Genomic DNA, 19,430 nt, shown 5'->3' with positions numbered 1-19,430 from the left:
ACCGGACACGAGAATGGCGAGTGCCGGACGAACACGTAGGAGGCGGCATGAACGCTGAGCCCGACAAGACGTCCCCGGGGGACTTCCCGACGCCCGACCGGCTGCTGCACACAGGGTCGGAGGGCGAGTACACGCCGGAGGACGTCGTCCTCGCCTCCGGCCGCGACGTGAATCCGAAGAACCTCGCCTGGGCGGAACGCCGTATGGCGGAGAAGGGCCGCGCCTGTATGGACGAGCTCCTGCCGTAGGACGCCCCTCACCCTCCCGCAGGCCCCGGATCGGTCACTCCGAGCCGGGGTCGCGGGCGTTCCGGGAGAGTCCCGAGGCTTCCGCATTTGTGGAACACGTTCTACCGTGTGCGCCGTCGCACGTCGCACCGCACGAGGACGCCGCGGTTGCAGCAGGACGCCGCAGGACGCCGCCACGGGAGGACGCCATGCACCTCGAGTACACGCCCGCACAGAACAGCCTGCGCGCCGAGCTGCGGGCGTACTTCGCCGAGCTGGTCCCGGACGACGTCCACACCCGCTACGAGGACCCGGCCGCCCAGAAGCGCTTCTACCGCGAGACCGTGCGGCGCCTTGGCACCGACGGCTGGCTCGGGGTGGGCTGGCCCACCGAGTACGGCGGGCGCGGGCTGACCCCCATGGAACAGTTCATCTTCTTCGACGAGGCCGCGCAGGCCGGCGTGCCGCTGCCGCTGATGGCGCTGAACACCGTGGGCCCGACGATCATGCGGTACGGCACGGACGAGCAGAAGGCCTACTTCCTGCCCCGGATCCTCTCCGGCGAGATCGACTTCGCCATCGGCTACAGCGAGCCCGACGCGGGCACCGACCTGGCGGCCCTGAAGACCCGCGCGGTGCGGGAGGGGGACACGTACGTCGTCAACGGGCAGAAGATCTGGACGACGAACGGCGACACCGCCGACTGGGTCTGGCTCGCCGTCCGCACGGACCCCGACGCCCCGCCGCACAAGGGCATCACCATGCTCCTCGTGCCGACGAGCGACCCCGGCTACTCCTGCACGATCATCAACACCCTCGCGTCGCACGACACCACCGCGAGCTACTACGACGACGTCCGCGTCCCGGTCTCCCGCCGCGTCGGCGAGGAGAACAAGGGCTGGCGGCTCATCACCAACCAGCTCAACCACGAACGCGTCACCCTCGCCGCCCACGGCACCATGGCGATCCGCGCCCTCCACGACGTGCAGCGCTGGGCCGCCGGCACCCCGCTCTCCGACGGCCGCCGCGTCATCGACCTGCCCTGGGTCCGCCGCACCCTGGCCCGCACCCACGCCCGCCTCGACGCGATGAAGCTCCTCAACTGGCAGATGGTGAACGCCGTCCAGCACGGCACCCTCACCCCGCAGGACGCCTCCGCCGTCAAGGTGTACGGCTCCGAGGCCCGCCGTGACGCCTACGCCGCCCTCATGGAGGTGGTCGGCTCTGCGGGCGCCCTCAAGGAGGGCTCGGCGGGCGCCGTGCTCCACGGCGAACTGGAACGCGGCTACCGCTCGGCCGTCATCTTCACCTTCGGGGGCGGCAACAACGAGATCCAGCGCGAGATCATCTCCTGGATCGGCCTGGGCATGCCCCGCGTCCGCCGTTAGGGAGTGCTCAGCGGTACTCGCAGAGGTAGGCGGTGTCCACCGCGACCTTGAGCTGGAACCTGCTGTCGCCGGGGACCTCGAAGTGGTTCCCGGCCGTGAAGGTCTCCCACTCCTCGGCGCCGGGCAGCCTGACCGTCAGAGCGCCGCTGACCACGTGCATGATCTCCGGGGCGGCCGTGCCGAACTCGTACTCTCCGGGGGCCATGACGCCGATCGTCGCCGCGCCTTCCTCCTGGGTGAAGGCGATCGACTTGACCGTGCCGTCGAAGTACTCGTTGACCGTAAACATGGACATCCTCGGGGAAATCGAGCGGAACAGGCGGCCGGAGCATCGCCCGCCGGCCACGGGTAGGGGCACTGTAACGGCGCGGGGGCGCCCGGCCCGCAGCCCCCGCGCCCGGTCTCACGTGCTGGACGGTCAGGTCGTCGGGCGGCCGCCGAACGACCAGTCGTGGACCTCGATGTCGGCGTACCGCTCGGGGGTTCGCAGCACGGCCGCGGCCGTCGCCGCGTCCGTGGCGCGGACCAGAGCCGCCGTGCCCACCCAGGTGGTGCCGTCGTCGGCCAGCAGCGGCCCGTAGGCGATCAGGTCGTCCCGGTCCGTGAAGGCGGGCGGGGGCGTGAGGTCGGCGGGCTCGCCCTCCCCGAGGCCCAGGACCAGATAGCGGTTGCCGCCCTCACGGCCGCCGGGAAACTCCCACATCGTCCGTCCCAGCGTGTTGCGCCACCGCCGCAGCAGGACGTCCCGGTACACCCCCGCCTGGTAGTTGGGCTCGTCGAAGGCGAAGCCCCGGGCCGCGGCGGCATCGGGCAGATCGACGATGTGCACGCTCCCGGTGCACGCCTCGCCGGACGCGTCGAAGGTGGGGCCGCGCGCGATCAGCTGCTTCGCGAAGCCGTCCATGTACGCCCAGTGCGCCTCGAGGAGGGCCTGCCGCAGGGGCATCGACGCGGACCGGTCACGGTGGTAGCAGAGGAATTCCATGGGACCAAGGATGTGGTGCCCGAAGCGATCATGTCGAGAGGATTCGCCCTCGTCACGGCTCTGCCGGGGAGCGGCCGTGGTCCGCCGCGTACGCCGCGAACACCTCCTCGGGAGGGCGCCCCGTGCGCAGGAAGCGCTCGTCGAGGACGGTGGCCAGGTCGTCGAGTGCCGTGCGCAGGACGGACGCGGAGAGCCGCACGTCCGGATGGCGGGCCCGCTCCGCCCGGTCCGCCAGACCGACGACGAGGCCGAGCTGTTCGGCCAGGGAGATCTTCTCGTCGCCGTCGTAGAAGTAGTAGGACTCGGCGTACTGCAGGAAGTCCACGGTCGCGGTCGAGAGCGCCGAGGCGAGACCGTCCAGGATGGCGGCACCCCCGGCGGAGTCCAGGGCCCCGGCCGTGACGCGGCTGCCGCGCAGGTGGGACAGGCGCAGGGCGAGCGCCCTGCGCCGGGCCAGGGCAGGGTAGACGCCGAGGACCCAGGCGACGGTCGCGGAGAGCAGGGCGAAGCCCACGAGTGCCTCCACCGGCGCGAGGACGCGCAGCCACCCCGAGGTCGGCGCGATGTCCCCGAGACCGAGGGTGGCCAGGGTGACCAGCGAGACGTACAGCGCGTCGACCGGGCCCGCGTGCTCGCCGGGGGTGAGCCCCGTGGCGTACGAGAAGTCGTCCGGCATGTGGGGCCAGTAGATGAGGCCCCAGCCGACGGCGACGGCCAGCGCCCAGAGGGCGACGACCGCCATCATGCCCAGCGGCCCCGCGAGACCGACGGGCCGCCGGCGCACCCCGCGGAGGGACGACAGCCGCCACATGCCCCGCATCACCAGCCTGCTCAGTCCGCCGTGCCGGGTGGGGTGCCAGATCGTGTGGAAGACGTCCCGCAGGATGAACAGGATCAGGACCGCTCCGGCGAGGACGGGCAGCCACGTCATGCCGGCACCGTCCGTCCCGCGCCCGTCCGTCCGGGCCGATCGACACCGTCGCAGGCCATGCTTCGAGCATGCGCGGCCGGACGGCACCCCGCACGGGGACGGGGGTCCGCCGGGTGCCGCGGCGCCCCGGCCCGCGTTCGACTTCGGACGGTCCCGACCGGTTCCCCGGGGCCGGATCCGGCGTAGCCTGAGCGCCATGAGGCAGGACGCCGACCCCGGGCTCTTCGGTCCCCGCTCCGTGACCTGGCAGCTGCACAGCGACCCGGTGATGTGGATCGCCGGCGTCCGGGCCCTCTGGCTCCAGGCGCTGCACCCCGTCGCCGTCCGCGGCGTCATGATCAACAGCGGTTTCCGCGAGGACCCCTGGGGCCGGCTGATGCGGACCGCGGACTTCGTCGGGACCCTCAGCTACGGGACCACCGAGGCAGCCGAGGCGGCGGGCGCCCGCGTCCGGCGCATCCACCGGCTGCTCGGCGTGGACGACCCCGAACTGCTGCTCTGGGTCCACTGCGCCGAGACCGACTCGTACCTCTCCGTCGTGCGCCGCTCCGGGATCCCCCTCACCGACGCCCAGGCCGACCGGTACGTCGACGAACACCGCACCTCGGCCCGGCTCGTCGGCCTCGACCCGGACTCCGTCCCGGCGTCCACCGCCGAACTCGCCGCCTACTTCGACGCGGTGCGTCCCGGCCTCGCCGCCGGGCCGGACGCCCGGACCGTCGAGGACTTCCTGCGCCGCCCGCCCGTCGAACCCGCCCTGGTCCCGGCGCGCGAGGTGATCTGGCGGCGCGTCACCGCACTCGCGTACGACACCCTGCCCCTCTACGCCCACGCGCTCTACGGCCGCCCCGCGCCGCCGCCGGAGACCGTCACCCACCGGCTCGTCGCGACGGCCAACCTCCTGCGCTGCGTCCCCGCCCGGCTGCGGTGGCGGCTCCCGCCCCGGCACATCCTGCGCGCCATGGAACGGCTCGGCCCCGAGACCCGGCCCGACCCGTACCCCGCCCCGTATTCACTGTCCGACCCGGCGGCCATACTGGAGGAGCCGAGAAGGCAGTACGGAATCGACGGGGGCGGCAGCACACGATGGGGGACTCCAGACTGATCCAGGGCCGGTACCGCCTGCACGAGGTCATCGGTCGCGGAGGCATGGGCGAGGTGTGGCGCGCCACCGACGAGGCGCTCGGGCGCGGCGTCGCCGTGAAGTGCCTCAAACCGCTCGGACCGCAGCAGGACCCGCAGGTCCTCACCGTGGTGCGCGAGCGCTTCCGGCGCGAGGCCCGGGTGGCGGCGGCGCTCCAGCACCGGGGCATCACCGTCGTGCACGACTTCGGCGAGTACGACGGCGTGCTCTTCCTCGTCATGGAGCTCCTGGAGGGGCGCAACCTCAGCCAGCTCCTCGTCTCCAACGACCAGCGGCCGCTGCCCGTCCAGGACGTCGTCGAGATCGCCGACCAGGTCGCCGACGCCCTCGCGTACACGCACCGGCAGGGGATCGTGCACCGTGACCTGAAGCCCGCGAACATCATGCGGCTGGAGGACGGCACGGTGAAGATCTGCGACTTCGGGATAGCGCGGCTCGGCGCCGACATGGGCTTCACGTCCAAGCTCACCGGGACCGGCATCGCCATGGGGACGCCGCACTACATGTCCCCGGAGCAGATCGGGGGCGGCGGGGAGATCGACCACCGCAGCGACCTCTACTCGCTGGGCTGCGTCCTGTACGAACTGGCCACCGGCGCCCCGCCCTTCGACCTCGGCGACTCCTGGGCCATCCTCATCGGCCACCGGGACACCGTGCCGAGCCCGCCGCGCGCGCTCCGCGCCGAGCTGCCCGACTACTTCGACCGGATCGTCGTCGACCTGCTCGCGAAGGCGCCCGAGGAACGGCCGGCCGACGCGGGCGACCTGCGCCGCCGGATCGTCTCGGGCCGCTTCGGCACGGGCCCGTTCACGCCGCCCGCCGAGGGGCCCGCGCACCCCGCCCTGCCGGTCACCGTGCCCGTGCCCGTACCCGTGGCCGAGGAGACGGCCCCCGCGCCCGCGTGGGTCCGGGGGATCACCGGAGGGCACCGTCCGGCCGCCGCCCCCGGGCCGCGCCCGGTCGCCCACGATCCGGCCGCCGCCGTCCTCACCACCGAGTGGACCACCGCGGCACCCGACGGCCCGCCGCCGCCCGCCCCCGAGCCCCCGGCGGAGCTGATCGCGGTGCTCGCCGGCCGGTTCCGGGCCGGGATGGGCCTCGGCCGGCTCGGCCGCTGGGAAGAGGCCGAATCCGTGCACCGGTCCGTCGCCCAGGACCGCGCGCGGACCCTCGGCGAGGACCATCCCTCCACGCTGACCAGCCACTACGAGGTCGGCTTCGCCCTCGCCCGGCTCGACCGCCCCGCCGACGCGCTGCACGTCTTCGGGAAGGTCGCCGAGGCCCGCGCCCGCGTGCTCGGCGACGACCACCCCGACACCCTGGCGGCACGTCAGGAGCGGGCCTACGCCCTGGGCCGCCTCGGACGGCACCCCGAGGCGTACGAGGTGTACGCCGAGGTGCTCGCCGCCCGCGAGCGCACCGTGGGCCCGGACCACCCCGACACCCTGCGCTGCCGCCACAACCTGGCCTTCACGCTGGGCCGGCTCGGCCGCCTGGAGGAGTCGTACCGTACGGCGCACGAGGTCGCCGAGGCCCGGGCCCGGCTGCTCGGCGAGGCCCACCCCGACACCCTGGTGACCCGCCACGAGGTGGCGTTCACCCTCACCCGCCTCGGACGCGGGGAGGAGGCGCTCGTCCAGTACCGCGCGGTCGCCGACGCGCGCGCCACGGCCCTCGGCCCCGACCACCCGGACACCCTCGCCGCCCGCTACGACACCGGGGTCTGCCTCGGCCGGATCGGCCAGGCGGCGGACGCCCTCGACGTCTGCCGCGACCTCGTCGCGGCCCGCACCCGGGCCCAGGGCCCCGACAGCCCGGAGACGCTGCGCGCCCGCCAGGCCCTCGCCGTCAACCTCGGCCGGCTCGGACGCTGGACGGAGGCGCTCGCCGAGTCCGAGCGTGTGCACACCGACCGCGAGCGGGTGCTCGGCGCCGACCACCCGGACACGCTCCTCAGCCGGTGGGAGACGGCCGTCGCCCTCGGCAGGCTCGACCGCTGGGAGGAGGCGCTGGAATGCCATCGGGCGATCGCCGCCGCCCGCGCCCGGCTGCTCGGCCCCGCGCACCCCGACACCCTGGCCGCGCTCGACGACGAGGCCCTCAGCCTGGAGCGCCTCGGTCGCCACGAGGAAGCGGCCGAACTCCTCCTGAGAGCCGCCACCCTGTCACCCTGAGAAGTTCTCGTTCTTCCCAACCGTTCCGGAAACGTCTGGCGGTCGTCCTGGAAACGTTCCGGAAACGGCAAAAGGCATTTTGAGCTGCAGGCTTCATGTGTGCGGTGTTACGTTCGACGTAAGTGCCGTTCGACCGGGAGATCTGAGATGCCTCACATGGTCAGAAAAGGCGACAGTGGTCCGACCGTTTCTCGCCTGCAAACGGACCTGGATATCCACGGATACCCCGTCGGGCAAGTGGACGGAATATTCGGCAAGAAGACGGACGCCGCAGTGAGGAAGTTTCAGTCCGAACACGATCTCGTCGTTACGGGATCGTCGGGCCGGCTACATGGGGTGCGCTGGAGGAGCCTGTTCCTGCTGCGGAGGTGACCTTCGAGCTGTCCGACTTCCCGTCCCTCGCGATGGCGTTCCGCTTCGGGGTCGACGACGATGTGGACGGATATCTGACTGAACTCGGAATAACGTCTTGATGTGGAATTGAATCCGACCGTCGGAGCGTCATCATGGCATGCGAGATTCAGAAGGTAGCAGCCGCTGTTGCCGCGGTGAATGCGGTGGCCTCGACTCCCGGCGCCGCGTTCGGAACCGTGGTTCCCCCTCTCGAACCGTTGCTGGCCGTCAGGATGTGGGCCTCCTGGTTCGCCCTGTTGATAGCGCTCGGATCCCTCGCGAAATGCCTTGAGGATGCCGGCCAGGGCCAGGACGCCGCCACGCTGAGACGGGAGATCGACAGGCTGAAAGGCGAGATGGAAAAGATAAAGCAGACCGTTCCTCATTGACCCGGCCCGGCCCCCCTCGGTCTTCCCCGGCCGCCCCCGTGGTCTTCCCCGGCCGCCGCCCGCGTGTGAGCATGAGCCATGACCGCCCGTGAGCCGCTCCCCGACGCCTCGGCCCCCGCCCGCTCGTACGACGCCGTCGTCGTCGGAGGCGGGCACAACGGGCTCGTCGCCGCCGCCTACCTGGCCCGTGCCGGACGGACCGTCCTCGTCCTGGAACGGCTCGGCTCCACCGGTGGGGCGGCCGTGTCGACCAGGCCGTTCGCCGGTGTCGACGCCCGGCTCTCCCGGTACTCGTACCTGGTCTCGCTCCTCCCGGAGAAGATCGTGCGGGAGCTCGGGCTGCGGTTCGCCGTGCGGAAACGGTCCGTCTCCTCGTACACGCCGAAGGGCGACGGCGGCCTCCTCGTCGGCGGCGGACCGGACCGCACCCGGGCCTCCTTCGCGGCGCTCACCGGCTCCGACCGGGCCCACGAGGCCTGGCAGGCCTTCTACGCCCGCACCGGCGACGCCGCCCGGCGGATCTTCCCCACCCTCACCGAACCCCTCCCCACCCGCGCCGAGCTGCGCGGGCGCGTCGACGACGACGACACCTGGCGGATGCTCTTCGAGGAACCCCTCGGCGTCACCGTCGAGAAGACCTTCGCCGACGACCTCGTACGGGGCGTGGTGCTCACGGACGCCCTCATCGGCACCTTCGCCGACGCCCACGACCCCACGCTCCTGCAGAACCGCTGCTTCCTTTACCACGTCATCGGCGGCGGCACCGGCGACTGGGACGTGCCCGTCGGCGGCATGGGAGCCCTCACCGACGCCCTCGCCGACGCCGCCCGCGCCGCCGGAGCGCGCATCCTCACCGGCCACGAGGCCACCCGGATCGAGACCGACGGGCACCGTGCCGCGATCACCTACCGCACGGCGGACGGGGAGGGCACCGTCGAGGCCGGCCAGGTCCTCGTCAACGCCTCCCCGCAGGAGCTCGCCGCCCTGCTCGGCGAGACGCCCCCACCCGCCCCGGAGGGCGCCCAGCTCAAGGTCAACATGCTGCTGACCCGGCTGCCCAGGCTCCGCGACCGCTCCGTCGACCCGCGCGAGGCCTTCGCCGGCACCTTCCACATCGCCGAGGGGTACGGGCAGCTGGCCACCGCCCACGCCGAGGCCGCCGCCGGGCACCTGCCCTCCGCCCCGCCGTCCGAGATCTACTGCCACTCCCTCACCGACCCGACGATCCTCGGCCCGGAACTGGCCGCCACGGGCCACCAGACGCTCACCCTGTTCGGCCTGCACACCCCCGCCCGGCTCTTCGCCGCCGACAACGAGGGCACGCGCGCGAAGCTCCTCGCGGCGACCCTCGCCCAGCTCGACGCCCACCTGGACGAGCCGATCGCCGAATGCCTCGCCCTCGACGGGGAGGGCCGTCCCTGCATCGAGGCGAAGACCCCACTCGACCTCGAGCGCGAGCTGCGGCTGCCCGGCGGCCACATCTTCCACCGCGACCTCTCCTTCCCGTACGCGGCGGAGGACACCGGCCGCTGGGGCGTCGAGACCCGGCACGCCAACCTCCTGCTGTGCGGGGCGGGCGCCGTCCGCGGCGGGGGAGTGAGCGGCATCCCCGGCCACAACGCGGCGATGGCGGCTCTGGGGCGGTAGCGGCCCGGGGCCCGCGGGGCCGCTCCCGGCGGTCGATTCTCCGTTCGGCCCCGTTGACGTCGCCCCCTCCCCGCCTGGGGTGTGAAGCTGATCTGCGAGCGCGCTTAAGAAATCCTCGATGGACCGCGGGCCTCGCGTACGGAAGATTCTCTTCCGGGGATCTTGGGCGCGCAGCCGTGCCCGCACACCCACATCACAGGACACGCACGTCGGGAGCCGTTGCATTGAAGGCGCTGGTCAAGCTGAAGGCGGAGCCGGGACTCTGGCTCACGGACGTGCCGGAGCCGGAGACGGGCCCCGGAGACGTCCTCATCAAGGTCAAGCGGACCGGTATCTGCGGGACCGACCTGCACATCCGTTCCTGGGACGGCTGGGCGCAGAAGACGATCGCCACGCCGCTGACGATCGGCCACGAGTTCGTCGGCGAGGTCGTCTCCGTCGGCCGTGACGTCGCCGACATCGCCATCGGCGATCTGGTCAGCGGCGAGGGCCACCTCGTCTGCGGCAAGTGCCGCAACTGTCTGGCCGGCCGCCGTCACCTCTGCCGCGCCACCGTCGGCCTCGGCGTCGGCCGGGACGGCGCCTTCGCCGAGTACGTGGCGCTGCCCGCCTCCAACGTGTGGGTGCACCGCGTCCCCGTCGACCTCGACGTCGCCGCGATCTTCGACCCCTTCGGCAACGCCGTGCACACCGCCCTCTCCTTCCCGCTCGTCGGCGAGGACGTCCTGGTCACCGGCGCGGGCCCGATCGGCATCATGGCCGCCGCCGTGGCCAAGCACGCCGGCGCCCGCAACGTCGTCATCACCGACGTCAGCGAGGAGCGCCTCGCCCTGGCGCGCAAGACGGGCGTCTCGCTCGCCCTCAACGTCGCCGAGCAGTCCATCGCGGACGGCCAGCGCACCCTCGGGCTGAAGGAGGGCTTCGACGTCGGCCTGGAGATGTCCGGCAACCCGCGGGCGATGCGCGACATGGTCGCCAACATGACCAACGGCGGCAAGATCGCCATGCTCGGCCTGCCCGCCGAGGACTTCGCCGTCGACTGGGCGAAGATCGTCACCTCCATGATCACGATCAAGGGCATCTACGGCCGCGAGATGTTCGAGACCTGGTACGCGATGTCGGTCCTCCTGGAGGGCGGCCTCGACCTCAGCCCGGTCATCACCGGCCGCTACGACTACCGCGACTTCGGCGCCGCCTTCGACGACGCGGCCTCCGGCAAGAGCGGCAAGATCATCCTCGACTGGACCACGGGAGCCTGACCCATGTTCGATTCCGTACGCGACTCCGTCCGTGCCACCCTCGAAGAGATCGAGCAGGCCGGACTGCACAAGCCCGAGCGGGTCATCGGCACCCCCCAGTCCGCGACCGTCGAGGTCACCGCGGGCGGCCGCCCCGGCGAGGTGCTCAACTTCTGCGCCAACAACTACCTGGGCCTCGCCGACCACCCCGAGGTCGTCGCCGCCGCCCACGCGGCCCTCGACCGCTGGGGCTACGGCATGGCCTCCGTCCGCTTCATCTGCGGCACGCAGGAGGTGCACAAGGAGCTGGAGGCCCGGATCTCCGCCTTCCTCGGCCAGGAGGACACGATCCTCTACTCCTCCTGCTTCGACGCCAACGGCGGCGTCTTCGAGACGATCCTCGGCCCCGAGGACGCCGTCATCTCCGACGCCCTCAACCACGCCTCGATCATCGACGGCATCCGCCTCTCCAAGGCCCGCCGCTTCCGCTACGCCAACCGCGACATGGCCGACCTGGAGCAGCAGCTCAAGGAGGCCTCGGAGGGCGGCGCCCGGCGCAAGCTGATCGTCACCGACGGCGTCTTCTCCATGGACGGGTACGTCGCCCCGCTCGACGAGATCTGCGACCTGGCCGAGCGCTACGACGCCATGGTGATGGTCGACGACTCGCACGCGGTCGGCTTCGTCGGCCCCGGCGGCCGCGGCACCCCCGAGCTGCACGGCGTCATGGACCGCGTCGACATCATCACCGGCACCCTCGGCAAGGCCCTCGGCGGCGCCTCCGGCGGTTATGTCGCGGCCCGCGCCGAGATCGTCGCCCTGCTGCGCCAGCGCTCGCGCCCGTACCTCTTCTCGAACACCCTCGCCCCGGTCATCGCCGCCGCCTCCCTGAAGGTCCTCGACCTCCTGGAGTCCGCCGGCGACCTGCGCGAGCGCCTCAACGCCAACACGGCGCTGTTCCGCTCCCGCATGACCGAGGAGGGCTTCGACATCCTCCCCGGCGACCACGCCATCGCCCCCGTCATGATCGGCGACGCCGCCGAGGCCGGCCGCATGGCCGAGCTGCTCCTGGAGCGCGGGGTGTACGTGATCGGCTTCTCGTACCCGGTCGTGCCCCAGGGCCAGGCCCGCATCCGCGTCCAGCTCTCCGCCGCCCACTCGACGGAGGACGTGAACCGGGCCGTGGACGCGTTCGTCGACGCCCGCGCCGCCCTGCGCGGCTGAGTCCCGTCCGGCGGACCGGGCCCGTACAGGTCCGGTGTCCGAAGGCTGAGACACTGGGTGCATGATCGAAGCGCGGCGGTTGCACATCCTCCGTGCGGTGGCCGACCACCGCACGGTCACGGCGGCGGCCGCCGCGCTCTATCTCACCCCCTCCGCCGTCTCCCAGCAGCTCGCCGCCCTGGAGCAGGAGACCGGGCACCGGCTCGTGGACCGCAGCGCGCGCGGCGCGCGCCTCACCCCGGCCGGGGAGATCCTGCTCAGCCACGCCAACGCCGTGCTCGCCCAGCTGGAGCGCGCCGAGGCCGAGCTCGCCGCCTACGGATCCGGGGACGCCGGCACGGTCACGGTGGCCGCGTTCGCCACCGGCATCGGGCTCGTGGTGGCCCCTGCCATCACGGCCCTCGCCCGCACCGCGCCCGGCATCCGGGTCCGGGTCCGGGACGCGGAGGGCGACGAGAGCCTGCTCATGGTCCTGGACCGGCAGGTCGACGTGGCCGTCGCGGTCGAGTACCGGGGCGCCCCCGGCGAGGACGACGCCCGGCTCACCCGGGTCCCGCTCTACGCGGAGCCCTTCGACGCGGTGCTGCCGCCCGGCCACCCGCTGGCCGCCGGCGAGCGGGTTGCCCTCGGCGACCTCGCGAAGGACGCCTGGATCGGCCAGTCCGCGGGGAACCCCTGCCATGACGTGACCGTCCTGGCCTGCGAGTACGCCGGATTCACCCTGAACCCGGAGCACTCGTCCGACGACTTCCGCGCCGTCGTCGCCCTCGCGGCGGCCTCCGCCGGCGTGGCGCTGGTGCCGCGTTCGGCCCTGCGCGGGATGGAGCTCACCGGCGTGGAGGTCCGCCCGATCGAGGGCGTCGCCCCGACCCGCAGGGTCTTCGCCGCCGTCCGGCGGGGCGCGGAGGACCACCCCCTCATCAGCCCCGTCCTGACCGCCCTTCGCGCGGCGTCCGAGAACGGCGCCTGACGCGCGTCCGGTCGGCCGAAACACCGGAGGCGTACTGGCGGAGCTCCCGGACCTCCCACCAGACTGGGCCCGTGGACACCATGATCTCTGTCAAGGACGGCGAAGTCTGGGCGGACGACTCGGGAGGGGAGGGCCTGCCGCTGGTCCTGCTCCATCCCGGCGTCGGAGACTCCAGGGTGTGGGACCCGGTCCTGTCGGCGTTCCGCGCGCGGCGCCGTGTGATCCGCTACGACGTGCGCGGCTACGGACGTTCACCCGCGCCCACCGCCCCGTACTCCCCGGTCCACGATCTGGCCGAGGTCCTCGACCGCTTCGGGATCGAGCGGGCGGTCCTGGTGGGTTCCAGCATGGGCGGGGCCACCTCGGTCGACTACGCCCTGGAGGCGCCCGAGCGGGTGGCGGGACTCGCCCTGTTCGTCCCCGGGGTGTCGGGTTACGAGGGGCTGGACGCGGGCGAGTTCTTCGAGCGCCTCGAACCCCTGGCCAAGGCCGGTGACACGGACGGCATCGTCCGGCTCGGCCTCGCCGCCTGGGGGCAGGCCGGCGGCGGGACGCCCGAGTCCGACCCGGTCGCGGCGGAGTTCCTCCGGGCCGTGCTCCCCGCCTGGTTCGGCAACATCGGCCACCAGCTCATCGGCCCGCCCGCCTTCGACCGGCTCGGGGAGGTCTCCGCGCCGACCCTGCTCGCCCTGGGCGAGCAGGACCGGCCGGAGGTGGTGCGCTGCAACGAGGAGATGGCCGAACGGATCCCCGGCTGCCGCCTCGTCAGGCTGGCCGCCTCCGACCACTACCCGACGCTGCGGGAGCCGGAGCGCGTCGCCCGGCTGATCGAGGAGCTGTACGCCGAGGCGGTGTGATCCGCCGGCGGGGGCGTCGCCCGTCTACCAGATGGTGGAGAAACGCGGAGCTTCTCGTTCGTCGTCGCCACGTCGAGATCCGGCCTTCACAGCGGCTGCCTCGTCGGTGGTGAGGGCGGTGTCGAAGAGCCGCGCGTCGTCCAGGCCGCCGCGGTAGAGCTGGGTCACCCCGGCCGGCTGGTTGGGGAAGTCGGGCCGGGCACCGATGTGGATGTTGAACTCGCCTGCCGGGGTGAGGTTCCGCCCCGAGCCGCCCCCGACGGTTCGTCAGCTCGCTCAATCGGCGGACCTCGTCCAGCCGTTGGCCTCGATCCGCGCCCCGTCGGCCGGCCGCGCCTCGTCGAACACCGGCCGCCCGGTGCCGTCGAGAAGCCGCAGCCCGTCCACGTACACGCCCCGTCCGACGTACCGCTGGTCCGTGGTGTACCGCCAGCGCAGGAGGGCGTTCGCCCCGGGCAGCGGAGCGGACACGGCGTGCCAGACGCGGCCGGACCAGCCGCCGACCGTGCCCGTCGGATGCCCGGCGCGGCCGTCGGTGGTGAAGGGCATCGGCCGCCAGGTCGTGCCGCCATCGGCCGAGGCCTCCAGGGCGACCGGATCGGCGCCGGGCTCGGTGTCCCACCACAGGGCGCACTCCAGGCGTGCGGCGCCCGGCACCTGAGGGAGCGTCAGGGTGGCCGTCGTGGCGCTCGCCATGCCGGAGAACCATGAGGTGCGGCCCCGCGCCGGGCGGACGGGGACGGCGCGGGCCAGGTGGTTCGCCGCGGCGACCCGGGGCGCCGAGCCGGACCGCCAGGACCGCACCGGGTGGACGGAGTTGCCGAGCACGATCAGGAACGCGTCGGTCGTCGGGTCGAGGACGAGGCTGGTGCCGGTGAAGCCGGTGTGTCCGGCCGTGCGCGGGGTGGCCAGGGCGCCCATGTACCAGTGCTGGTAGAGCTCGAAGCCGAGCCCGTGCTCGTCGCCGGGGAACGCGGTGTTGAAGTCGGTGAACATCAGCTCCACCGACTCGGGGGCCAGGATGCGGGCCCGGCCGTACGCGCCGCCGTTGAGCAGGGTGCGGGCGAGGACCGCGAGGTCCCAGGCGCGGGAGAAGATCCCGGCGTGGCCCGCGACGCCGCCGAGCGCGTAGGCGTTCTCGTCGTGGACCTCGCCGTGGACCATGCCGCGGTCGAGGCCGGACCAGGGCGGCCGGGCGTCCTCGGTGGCGGCGATCTCCGGCCGCCAGGACGGCGGCGGGTTGAAGCGCGTGCGGTGCATCCCGAGCGGAGCGGTGATCTCGTCGTGGAGCAGGGTGTCCAGAGTGTGACCGGTGATCTCCTCCAGGATCAGCTGCAGCGAGATCAGGTTCAGGTCGGAGTAGAGGTACGCGGTCCCCGGCGCGTTCGGCAGGGTCTCGGCCCACAGCAGCCGCAGCTTCCCCTCCCGCGTCGGCTCCCGGTAGAGCGGGATCCACGACCGGAACCCCGAGGTGTGGGTGAGCAGCTGCCGTACCGTGACGTCCTGCTTCCCGCCGCCGCCGAACTCCGGCAGGTACGCGGTGACCTTCGCCTCCAGCTCCAGCGCCCCGCGCTCGATCTGCTGCACCGCCAGGATCGAGGTGAACAGCTTGGAGACCGAGGCCAGGTCGAAGACGGTGTCCTCGGTCATGGGGAGCTGCCGCTCCGGCGGCAGCTCGACCCCGCTGTCGGTCTTCTCGTCGTACGCCGCGTACCGCACGGCCGAGCCGATCGCCCGGTGCAGGGCGACGGTCCCGCCGCGCCCGGCGAGCAGGACGGCGCCCGCGTACCAGGGGTGGGTGGGGGAGGGGGCGAGGAAGCGCTCGGCCTCCGCGACGAGCCCGTCCAGGTGCGGCGCGAGCAGCCCGGCGCGCTCCGCCGAACCGCGCCGCAGCGTGGTCCGCCGAGCCGCCGCCGACTCCCGGTCCGCGCGGCCGGCGAACCCCGCCCCGCCTTCCGGGGAGGCCGCCGCCCCCGGCACCGCACCGATCATCAGCGCACCTCCGAGGGCCAGTACGCCGCCGCCGAACGCGCGGCGGCTCGGCCTTCCGTCTCGTTTCGCTTGCTCCGTCATGCCCACCCTCTCCCACCGGGAGCGGCGGTGAAACGCCGACGTGCCGCCCGCAAAGAATCTGACGATGCATCAGAAAAAGTCTTCCCTCCGCCGCGCCGCTGCGGCATCCTGCCGCCCATGGAGACGGAGCTGAGTCGCACACTGGGGATCGAGCACGCCATCTTCGGCTTCACGCCCTTCCCCGCGGTGGCCGCCGCACTCACCAGAGCCGGCGGGTTCGGCGTCCTCGGCGCGGTCCGCTACACCGCGCCCGACGACCTCGCCCGCGACCTCGACTGGATGCAGGAGCACACCGACGGCCTGCCCTACGGGCTGGACGTCGTGATGCCCGCGAAGAAGGCGGTCGAAGGGGTCACCGAGGCCGAGATCGAGGCCATGATCCCCGAGGAGCACCGGGCGTTCGTCCGCGCCACCCTCGCCAAGCACGGCGTCCCCGAACTGGCCGAGGGCGAGGCCTCCGGCTGGCGGATCACCGGCTGGATGGAGCAGGTCGCCCGGAGCCAGCTCGACGTGGCCTTCGACTACCCGATCAAACTCCTCGCCAACGCCCTCGGCTCACCTCCGCCCGACGTCGTCGCCCGCGCCCACGACCACGGCGTCCTCGTCGCCGCCCTCGCGGGCAGCGCCCGCCACGCCCGCCACCACGCCGACGCCGGCATCGACATCGTCGTCGCCCAGGGATACGAGGCGGGCGGCCACACCGGCGAGATCGCCTCCATGGTCCTCACCCCCGAGGTCGTCGACGCCGTCTCCCCGCTGCCCGTGCTCGCCGCGGGCGGCATCGGCAGCGGCGAGCAGATCGCCGCCGGACTCGCCCTCGGCGCCCAGGGCGTCTGGCTCGGCTCGATCTGGCTCACCACCACCGAGGCCGAGCTGCACTCCCGCGCCCTCACCGCCAAGCTCCTCGCCGCGGGCTCCGGGGACACGGTCCGCTCCCGCGCCCTGACCGGCAAGCCCGCCCGCCAGCTCCGTACCGAGTGGACCGACGCCTGGGACGACCCGGCGGGACCGGGCCCGCTGCCCATGCCGCTCCAGGGACTCCTGGTCGCCGAGGCCGTCTCCCGTATCCAGCGGTACGAGGTCGAGCCGCTCCTCGGCACCCCCGTCGGACAGATCGTCGGCCGGATGAACTCCGAGCGGAGCGTCCGGCAGGTCGTCGACGAGCTCACCCGCGGCTTCGAGAAGGCCGTCGACCGCATCAACCGCATCGCCGGACGGAGCACCCAGTGACGCAAGGTCCCACCGGATTCTGGGCCCAGGCCGCCGCCGACCCCGGACGCACGGTCCTCGTCGCACCCGACGGCGAGGAGTGGAGCGCCGGCCGGCTGCACGCCGAGGCCAACCGTCTCGTCCACGGGCTGCGCGCCGCCGGACTCGAACGCGGCGACGCGTTCGCCGTCGTCCTGCCCAACGGCCCCGAATTCTTCACCGCCCATCTCGCCGCCACCCAGGCCGGGTTCTACCTCGTCCCGGTCAACCACCACTTCGTCGGCCCCGAGATCGCCTGGATCGTCGCCGACTCCGGCGCCAAGGTCCTCGTCGCCCACGAACGGTTCGCGGAGGCCGTGACCGCCGCCGCCGACGAGGCCGGACTCGCGCCCACCCACCGGTACGCCGTCGGCACGATCCCCGGCTTCCGCCCGTACGCCGAACTCCTCGACGGACAGGACGGCTCGGCCCCGGCCGACCGCACCCTCGGCTGGGTCATGAACTACACCTCCGGGACCACCGGCCGGCCCCGGGGCATCCGCCGCCCGCTCCCCGGGAAACTCCCCGAGGAGACCCATCTCGGCGGCTTCCTCGGCATCTTCGGCATCCGGCCCGCCGAGGGCAACGTCCACCTCGTCTGCTCGCCGCTCTACCACACGGCGGTGCTCCAGTTCGCGGCCGCGGCCCTGCACATCGGGCACCCGCTCGTCCTCATGGACCGGTGGACGCCCGAGGAGATGCTGCGGCTGATCGACCGCCACTCCTGCACCCACACGCACATGGTCCCCACCCAGTTCCACCGCCTGCTGGCCCTCCCTGCGGAGGTGCGGGAGCGGTACGACGTCTCCTCCATGCGCCACGCCATCCACGGCGCCGCGCCCTGCCCCGAGCACGTCAAGCGGGCGATGATCGACTGGTGGGGCCGCTGCGTGGAGGAGTACTACGCGGCCAGCGAGGGCGGCGGAGCCTTCGCCACCGCCGAGGAGTGGCTCAAGCGGCCCGGGACGGTCGGCAGGGCCTGGCCCATCAGCGAGCTCGCCGTCTTCGACGACGACGGGAAGCGCCTGCCGCCGGGTGAACTCGGCACCGTCTACCTCAAGATGAACACCGGCGGCTTCCAGTACCACAGGGACGAGGCGAAGACCGCGAAGAACCGCATCGGCGACTTCTTCACCGTCGGCGACCTCGGGGTCCTCGACGAGGACGGCTATCTCTTCCTCCGTGACCGCAAGATCGACATGATCATCTCCGGCGGGGTCAACATCTATCCCGCCGAGATCGAGGCGGCGCTGCTCGCCCACCCCGCCGTCGCGGACGCCGCCGCCTTCGGCATTCCGCACGCGGACTGGGGCGAGGAGGTCAAGGCGGTCGTCGAGGCGGCGGAGGGGTACGAGCCGGGGCCCGCGCTCGCCGCCGAGATCCTGGCCCACTGCGGGGACCGCCTCGCCGGCTTCAAGCGCCCGAAGTCGGTCGACTTCGTCCCGGCCATGCCCCGCGACCCCAACGGCAAGCTGTACAAGCGCCGCCTCCGCGACCCGTACTGGGAGGGCCACGAGCGCCCGCTCCAGGGCGGCCCGCCGCCTCGGCGCGCCTGATCAGCCTTCCGGTGCCAGGGCCGGGAGCAGCTGGGACTCCTCGTACGCGAAGTGCTCCTCCAGGCGCGCCGCCAGGCGGTCGACCTCGGGGCGCAGGGTCTCCGGGGCGGCGCCGGAGGCGAGGAGGGCCTCCAGTTCGTCGACCGTCCGGGCGACGACGCGGTGCTCCCGACGCATCCGGTCCAGGGAGTCGGCGAGGTCCGGGAACTGCCCCTCCAGGAGGTCGAAGACGCTGTCCTCGTTGTGGTGGTGGGCGTGGAGCGCGCCGCAGAAGGTGAGGCAGTGGCGGGCGAGCTGCCGCCCGAGTGTGGGCGCGGGAGAGTCCAGGCCCTCGCGGAGCGCGGCGAGTTCGGCGCGGAGCTCGTCGTGGACCTTCACGAGGTGGGCGGCGATCGCCCGGTGCCGCGCGGGGTCCGTGAGGTCCACGCGGTGCAGCGCGACGACGGGGATGATCCGGTCCGTGCCGGCCTGGTAGGCGGCGAACGCGGGATCCCGGGCGGACTGCTCGGCGTACAGCCGGTCCCGCTCCCCGCCCTCGGTCACGACCGCCCGCGCCGCGAAGCGTTCGACGGTCCCCTCGGCGGTGCCGAGCTCGACGGTCAGGTGGGGGTCGGCGCGGAGGTTGTGGAACCAGGCCGGGTGCTTCGGTCCGCCGGCGTTCGACGCGAAGACGAGGAGCCGGGCTCCGTCGCGGACGAACACGACCGGGTTGGTGTGGGGGCGTCCGCTGCGGGCGCCGGTCGTGGTGAGGAGGAGTAAGGAGGCGCCTTCGAACATCCCGCCCACGCGGCCGCCGTTGGCGCGGAACTCCTCGATGACCTGCTGGTTGAAATCGGACATGACGGTGCCCTTCGGTAGCATCGATCACGACAGATCTATTTGCTTTGAAAGCAAAGCTAAATCGGAGGGTGCAGGGTGTCAATCGCGGACAACGGCGACGGGCGCGCCGACGGGCCGGACGTGGACGACGCCGTCCGGACGCTGCT

19 protein-coding genes are annotated in these 19,430 nt (G+C 72.9%); 13 read left to right on the top strand and 6 right to left on the bottom strand.

Annotated features, from left to right (window positions below):
* Nucleotides 1-47: 47 nt before the first annotated feature.
* Nucleotides 48-248 carry a hypothetical protein gene (locus tag IE237_RS33435; protein WP_189805916.1) on the top strand — a complete coding sequence of 67 codons (201 nt, stop codon included), beginning with the start codon at nt 48-50 and terminating at the stop codon, nt 246-248.
* Nucleotides 249-436: 188 nt separating this feature from the next.
* Nucleotides 437-1,615 (top strand): acyl-CoA dehydrogenase family protein, encoded by a 1,179-nt coding sequence (locus IE237_RS33430; RefSeq protein ID WP_189805915.1) that lies wholly within the window; start codon nt 437-439, stop codon nt 1,613-1,615.
* Between the two features lie 7 nt (nt 1,616-1,622).
* Here the strand turns inward: IE237_RS33430 and ppnP are convergent, their stop codons facing one another.
* From ppnP to IE237_RS33415, 3 genes are all read right to left on the bottom strand, one after another.
* Nucleotides 1,623-1,904, bottom strand: a complete 282-nt coding sequence (gene ppnP / locus IE237_RS33425) for a pyrimidine/purine nucleoside phosphorylase (RefSeq protein ID WP_189805914.1) — start codon at nt 1,902-1,904, stop codon at nt 1,623-1,625.
* Between the two features lie 129 nt (nt 1,905-2,033).
* Nucleotides 2,034-2,600: a YciI family protein gene (locus IE237_RS33420; protein WP_189805913.1), complete on the bottom strand. Its 567-nt coding sequence runs from the start codon at nt 2,598-2,600 to the stop codon at nt 2,034-2,036.
* A 52-nt stretch (nt 2,601-2,652) separates the two neighbouring features.
* Nucleotides 2,653-3,531 (bottom strand): potassium channel family protein, encoded by an 879-nt coding sequence (locus IE237_RS33415; protein ID WP_189805912.1) that lies wholly within the window; start codon nt 3,529-3,531, stop codon nt 2,653-2,655.
* 196 nt (nt 3,532-3,727) lie between these two features.
* Between IE237_RS33415 and IE237_RS33410 the strand changes: the two genes are divergently transcribed.
* The 9 genes from IE237_RS33410 (at nt 3,728) to IE237_RS33370 (ending at nt 13,567) form a co-directional block, all read left to right on the top strand.
* Nucleotides 3,728-4,636, top strand: coding sequence for an oxygenase MpaB family protein (locus IE237_RS33410; RefSeq protein ID WP_189805911.1), 909 nt, complete (start codon nt 3,728-3,730; stop codon nt 4,634-4,636).
* Nucleotides 4,618-6,849, top strand: a complete 2,232-nt coding sequence (locus tag IE237_RS33405) for a serine/threonine-protein kinase (RefSeq protein WP_189805910.1) — start codon at nt 4,618-4,620, stop codon at nt 6,847-6,849. Before IE237_RS33410 ends, IE237_RS33405 begins: the two co-directional genes overlap by 19 nt.
* A gap of 147 nt (nt 6,850-6,996) precedes the next feature.
* Nucleotides 6,997-7,221, top strand: a complete 225-nt coding sequence (locus tag IE237_RS33400) for a peptidoglycan-binding domain-containing protein (RefSeq protein WP_189805909.1) — start codon at nt 6,997-6,999, stop codon at nt 7,219-7,221.
* A gap of 134 nt (nt 7,222-7,355) precedes the next feature.
* Nucleotides 7,356-7,631: a hypothetical protein gene (locus tag IE237_RS33395; protein ID WP_189805908.1), complete on the top strand. Its 276-nt coding sequence runs from the start codon at nt 7,356-7,358 to the stop codon at nt 7,629-7,631.
* A gap of 78 nt (nt 7,632-7,709) precedes the next feature.
* Nucleotides 7,710-9,278 carry a phytoene desaturase family protein gene (locus tag IE237_RS33390; RefSeq protein WP_189805907.1) on the top strand — a complete coding sequence of 523 codons (1,569 nt, stop codon included), beginning with the start codon at nt 7,710-7,712 and terminating at the stop codon, nt 9,276-9,278.
* A 224-nt stretch (nt 9,279-9,502) separates the two neighbouring features.
* On the top strand, nt 9,503-10,537 hold the full coding sequence (tdh, locus tag IE237_RS33385) for an L-threonine 3-dehydrogenase (RefSeq protein WP_189805906.1): 1,035 nt from the start codon (nt 9,503-9,505) through the stop codon (nt 10,535-10,537).
* A gap of 3 nt (nt 10,538-10,540) precedes the next feature.
* A complete protein-coding gene (locus tag IE237_RS33380) occupies nt 10,541-11,740 on the top strand; it encodes a glycine C-acetyltransferase (protein ID WP_189805905.1) in 1,200 nt (399 codons plus the stop codon).
* A gap of 61 nt (nt 11,741-11,801) precedes the next feature.
* Complete coding sequence (locus IE237_RS33375) at nt 11,802-12,710, top strand: LysR family transcriptional regulator (protein WP_189805904.1); 909 nt, start codon at nt 11,802-11,804, stop codon at nt 12,708-12,710.
* Nucleotides 12,711-12,790: 80 nt separating this feature from the next.
* A complete protein-coding gene (locus IE237_RS33370; RefSeq protein ID WP_189805979.1) occupies nt 12,791-13,567 on the top strand; it encodes an alpha/beta fold hydrolase in 777 nt (258 codons plus the stop codon).
* A gap of 24 nt (nt 13,568-13,591) precedes the next feature.
* Here IE237_RS33370 and IE237_RS33365 read toward each other — a convergent pair whose 3' ends face one another.
* A complete protein-coding gene (locus IE237_RS33365) occupies nt 13,592-13,735 on the bottom strand; it encodes a hypothetical protein (RefSeq protein WP_189805903.1) in 144 nt (47 codons plus the stop codon).
* A gap of 108 nt (nt 13,736-13,843) precedes the next feature.
* Nucleotides 13,844-15,640, bottom strand: coding sequence for a serine hydrolase domain-containing protein (locus tag IE237_RS33360; RefSeq protein WP_189805902.1), 1,797 nt, complete (start codon nt 15,638-15,640; stop codon nt 13,844-13,846).
* A gap of 117 nt (nt 15,641-15,757) precedes the next feature.
* Here IE237_RS33360 and IE237_RS33355 point away from each other — a divergent pair, with 117 nt between their 5' ends.
* Together IE237_RS33355 and IE237_RS33350 are read left to right on the top strand one after the other, a co-directional pair.
* The gene (locus IE237_RS33355; RefSeq protein ID WP_189805901.1) at nt 15,758-16,870 is read left to right on the top strand and encodes an NAD(P)H-dependent flavin oxidoreductase; all 1,113 of its coding nucleotides are present in this window, start codon (nt 15,758-15,760) and stop codon (nt 16,868-16,870) included.
* Nucleotides 16,867-18,444, top strand: coding sequence for an acyl-CoA synthetase (locus tag IE237_RS33350; protein ID WP_189805900.1), 1,578 nt, complete (start codon nt 16,867-16,869; stop codon nt 18,442-18,444). The genes IE237_RS33355 and IE237_RS33350 overlap by 4 nt, the downstream gene beginning before the upstream one ends.
* Here the strand turns inward: IE237_RS33350 and IE237_RS33345 are convergent, their stop codons facing one another.
* Nucleotides 18,445-19,284, bottom strand: coding sequence for a nitroreductase/quinone reductase family protein (locus IE237_RS33345; protein ID WP_189805899.1), 840 nt, complete (start codon nt 19,282-19,284; stop codon nt 18,445-18,447).
* Nucleotides 19,285-19,430: the final 146 nt, after the last annotated feature.

Source organism: Streptomyces tanashiensis (assembly GCF_014648895.1).
GTDB lineage: Bacteria > Actinomycetota > Actinomycetes > Streptomycetales > Streptomycetaceae > Streptomyces > Streptomyces tanashiensis.
This window is presented reverse-complemented; position numbering and strand designations above follow the sequence as displayed.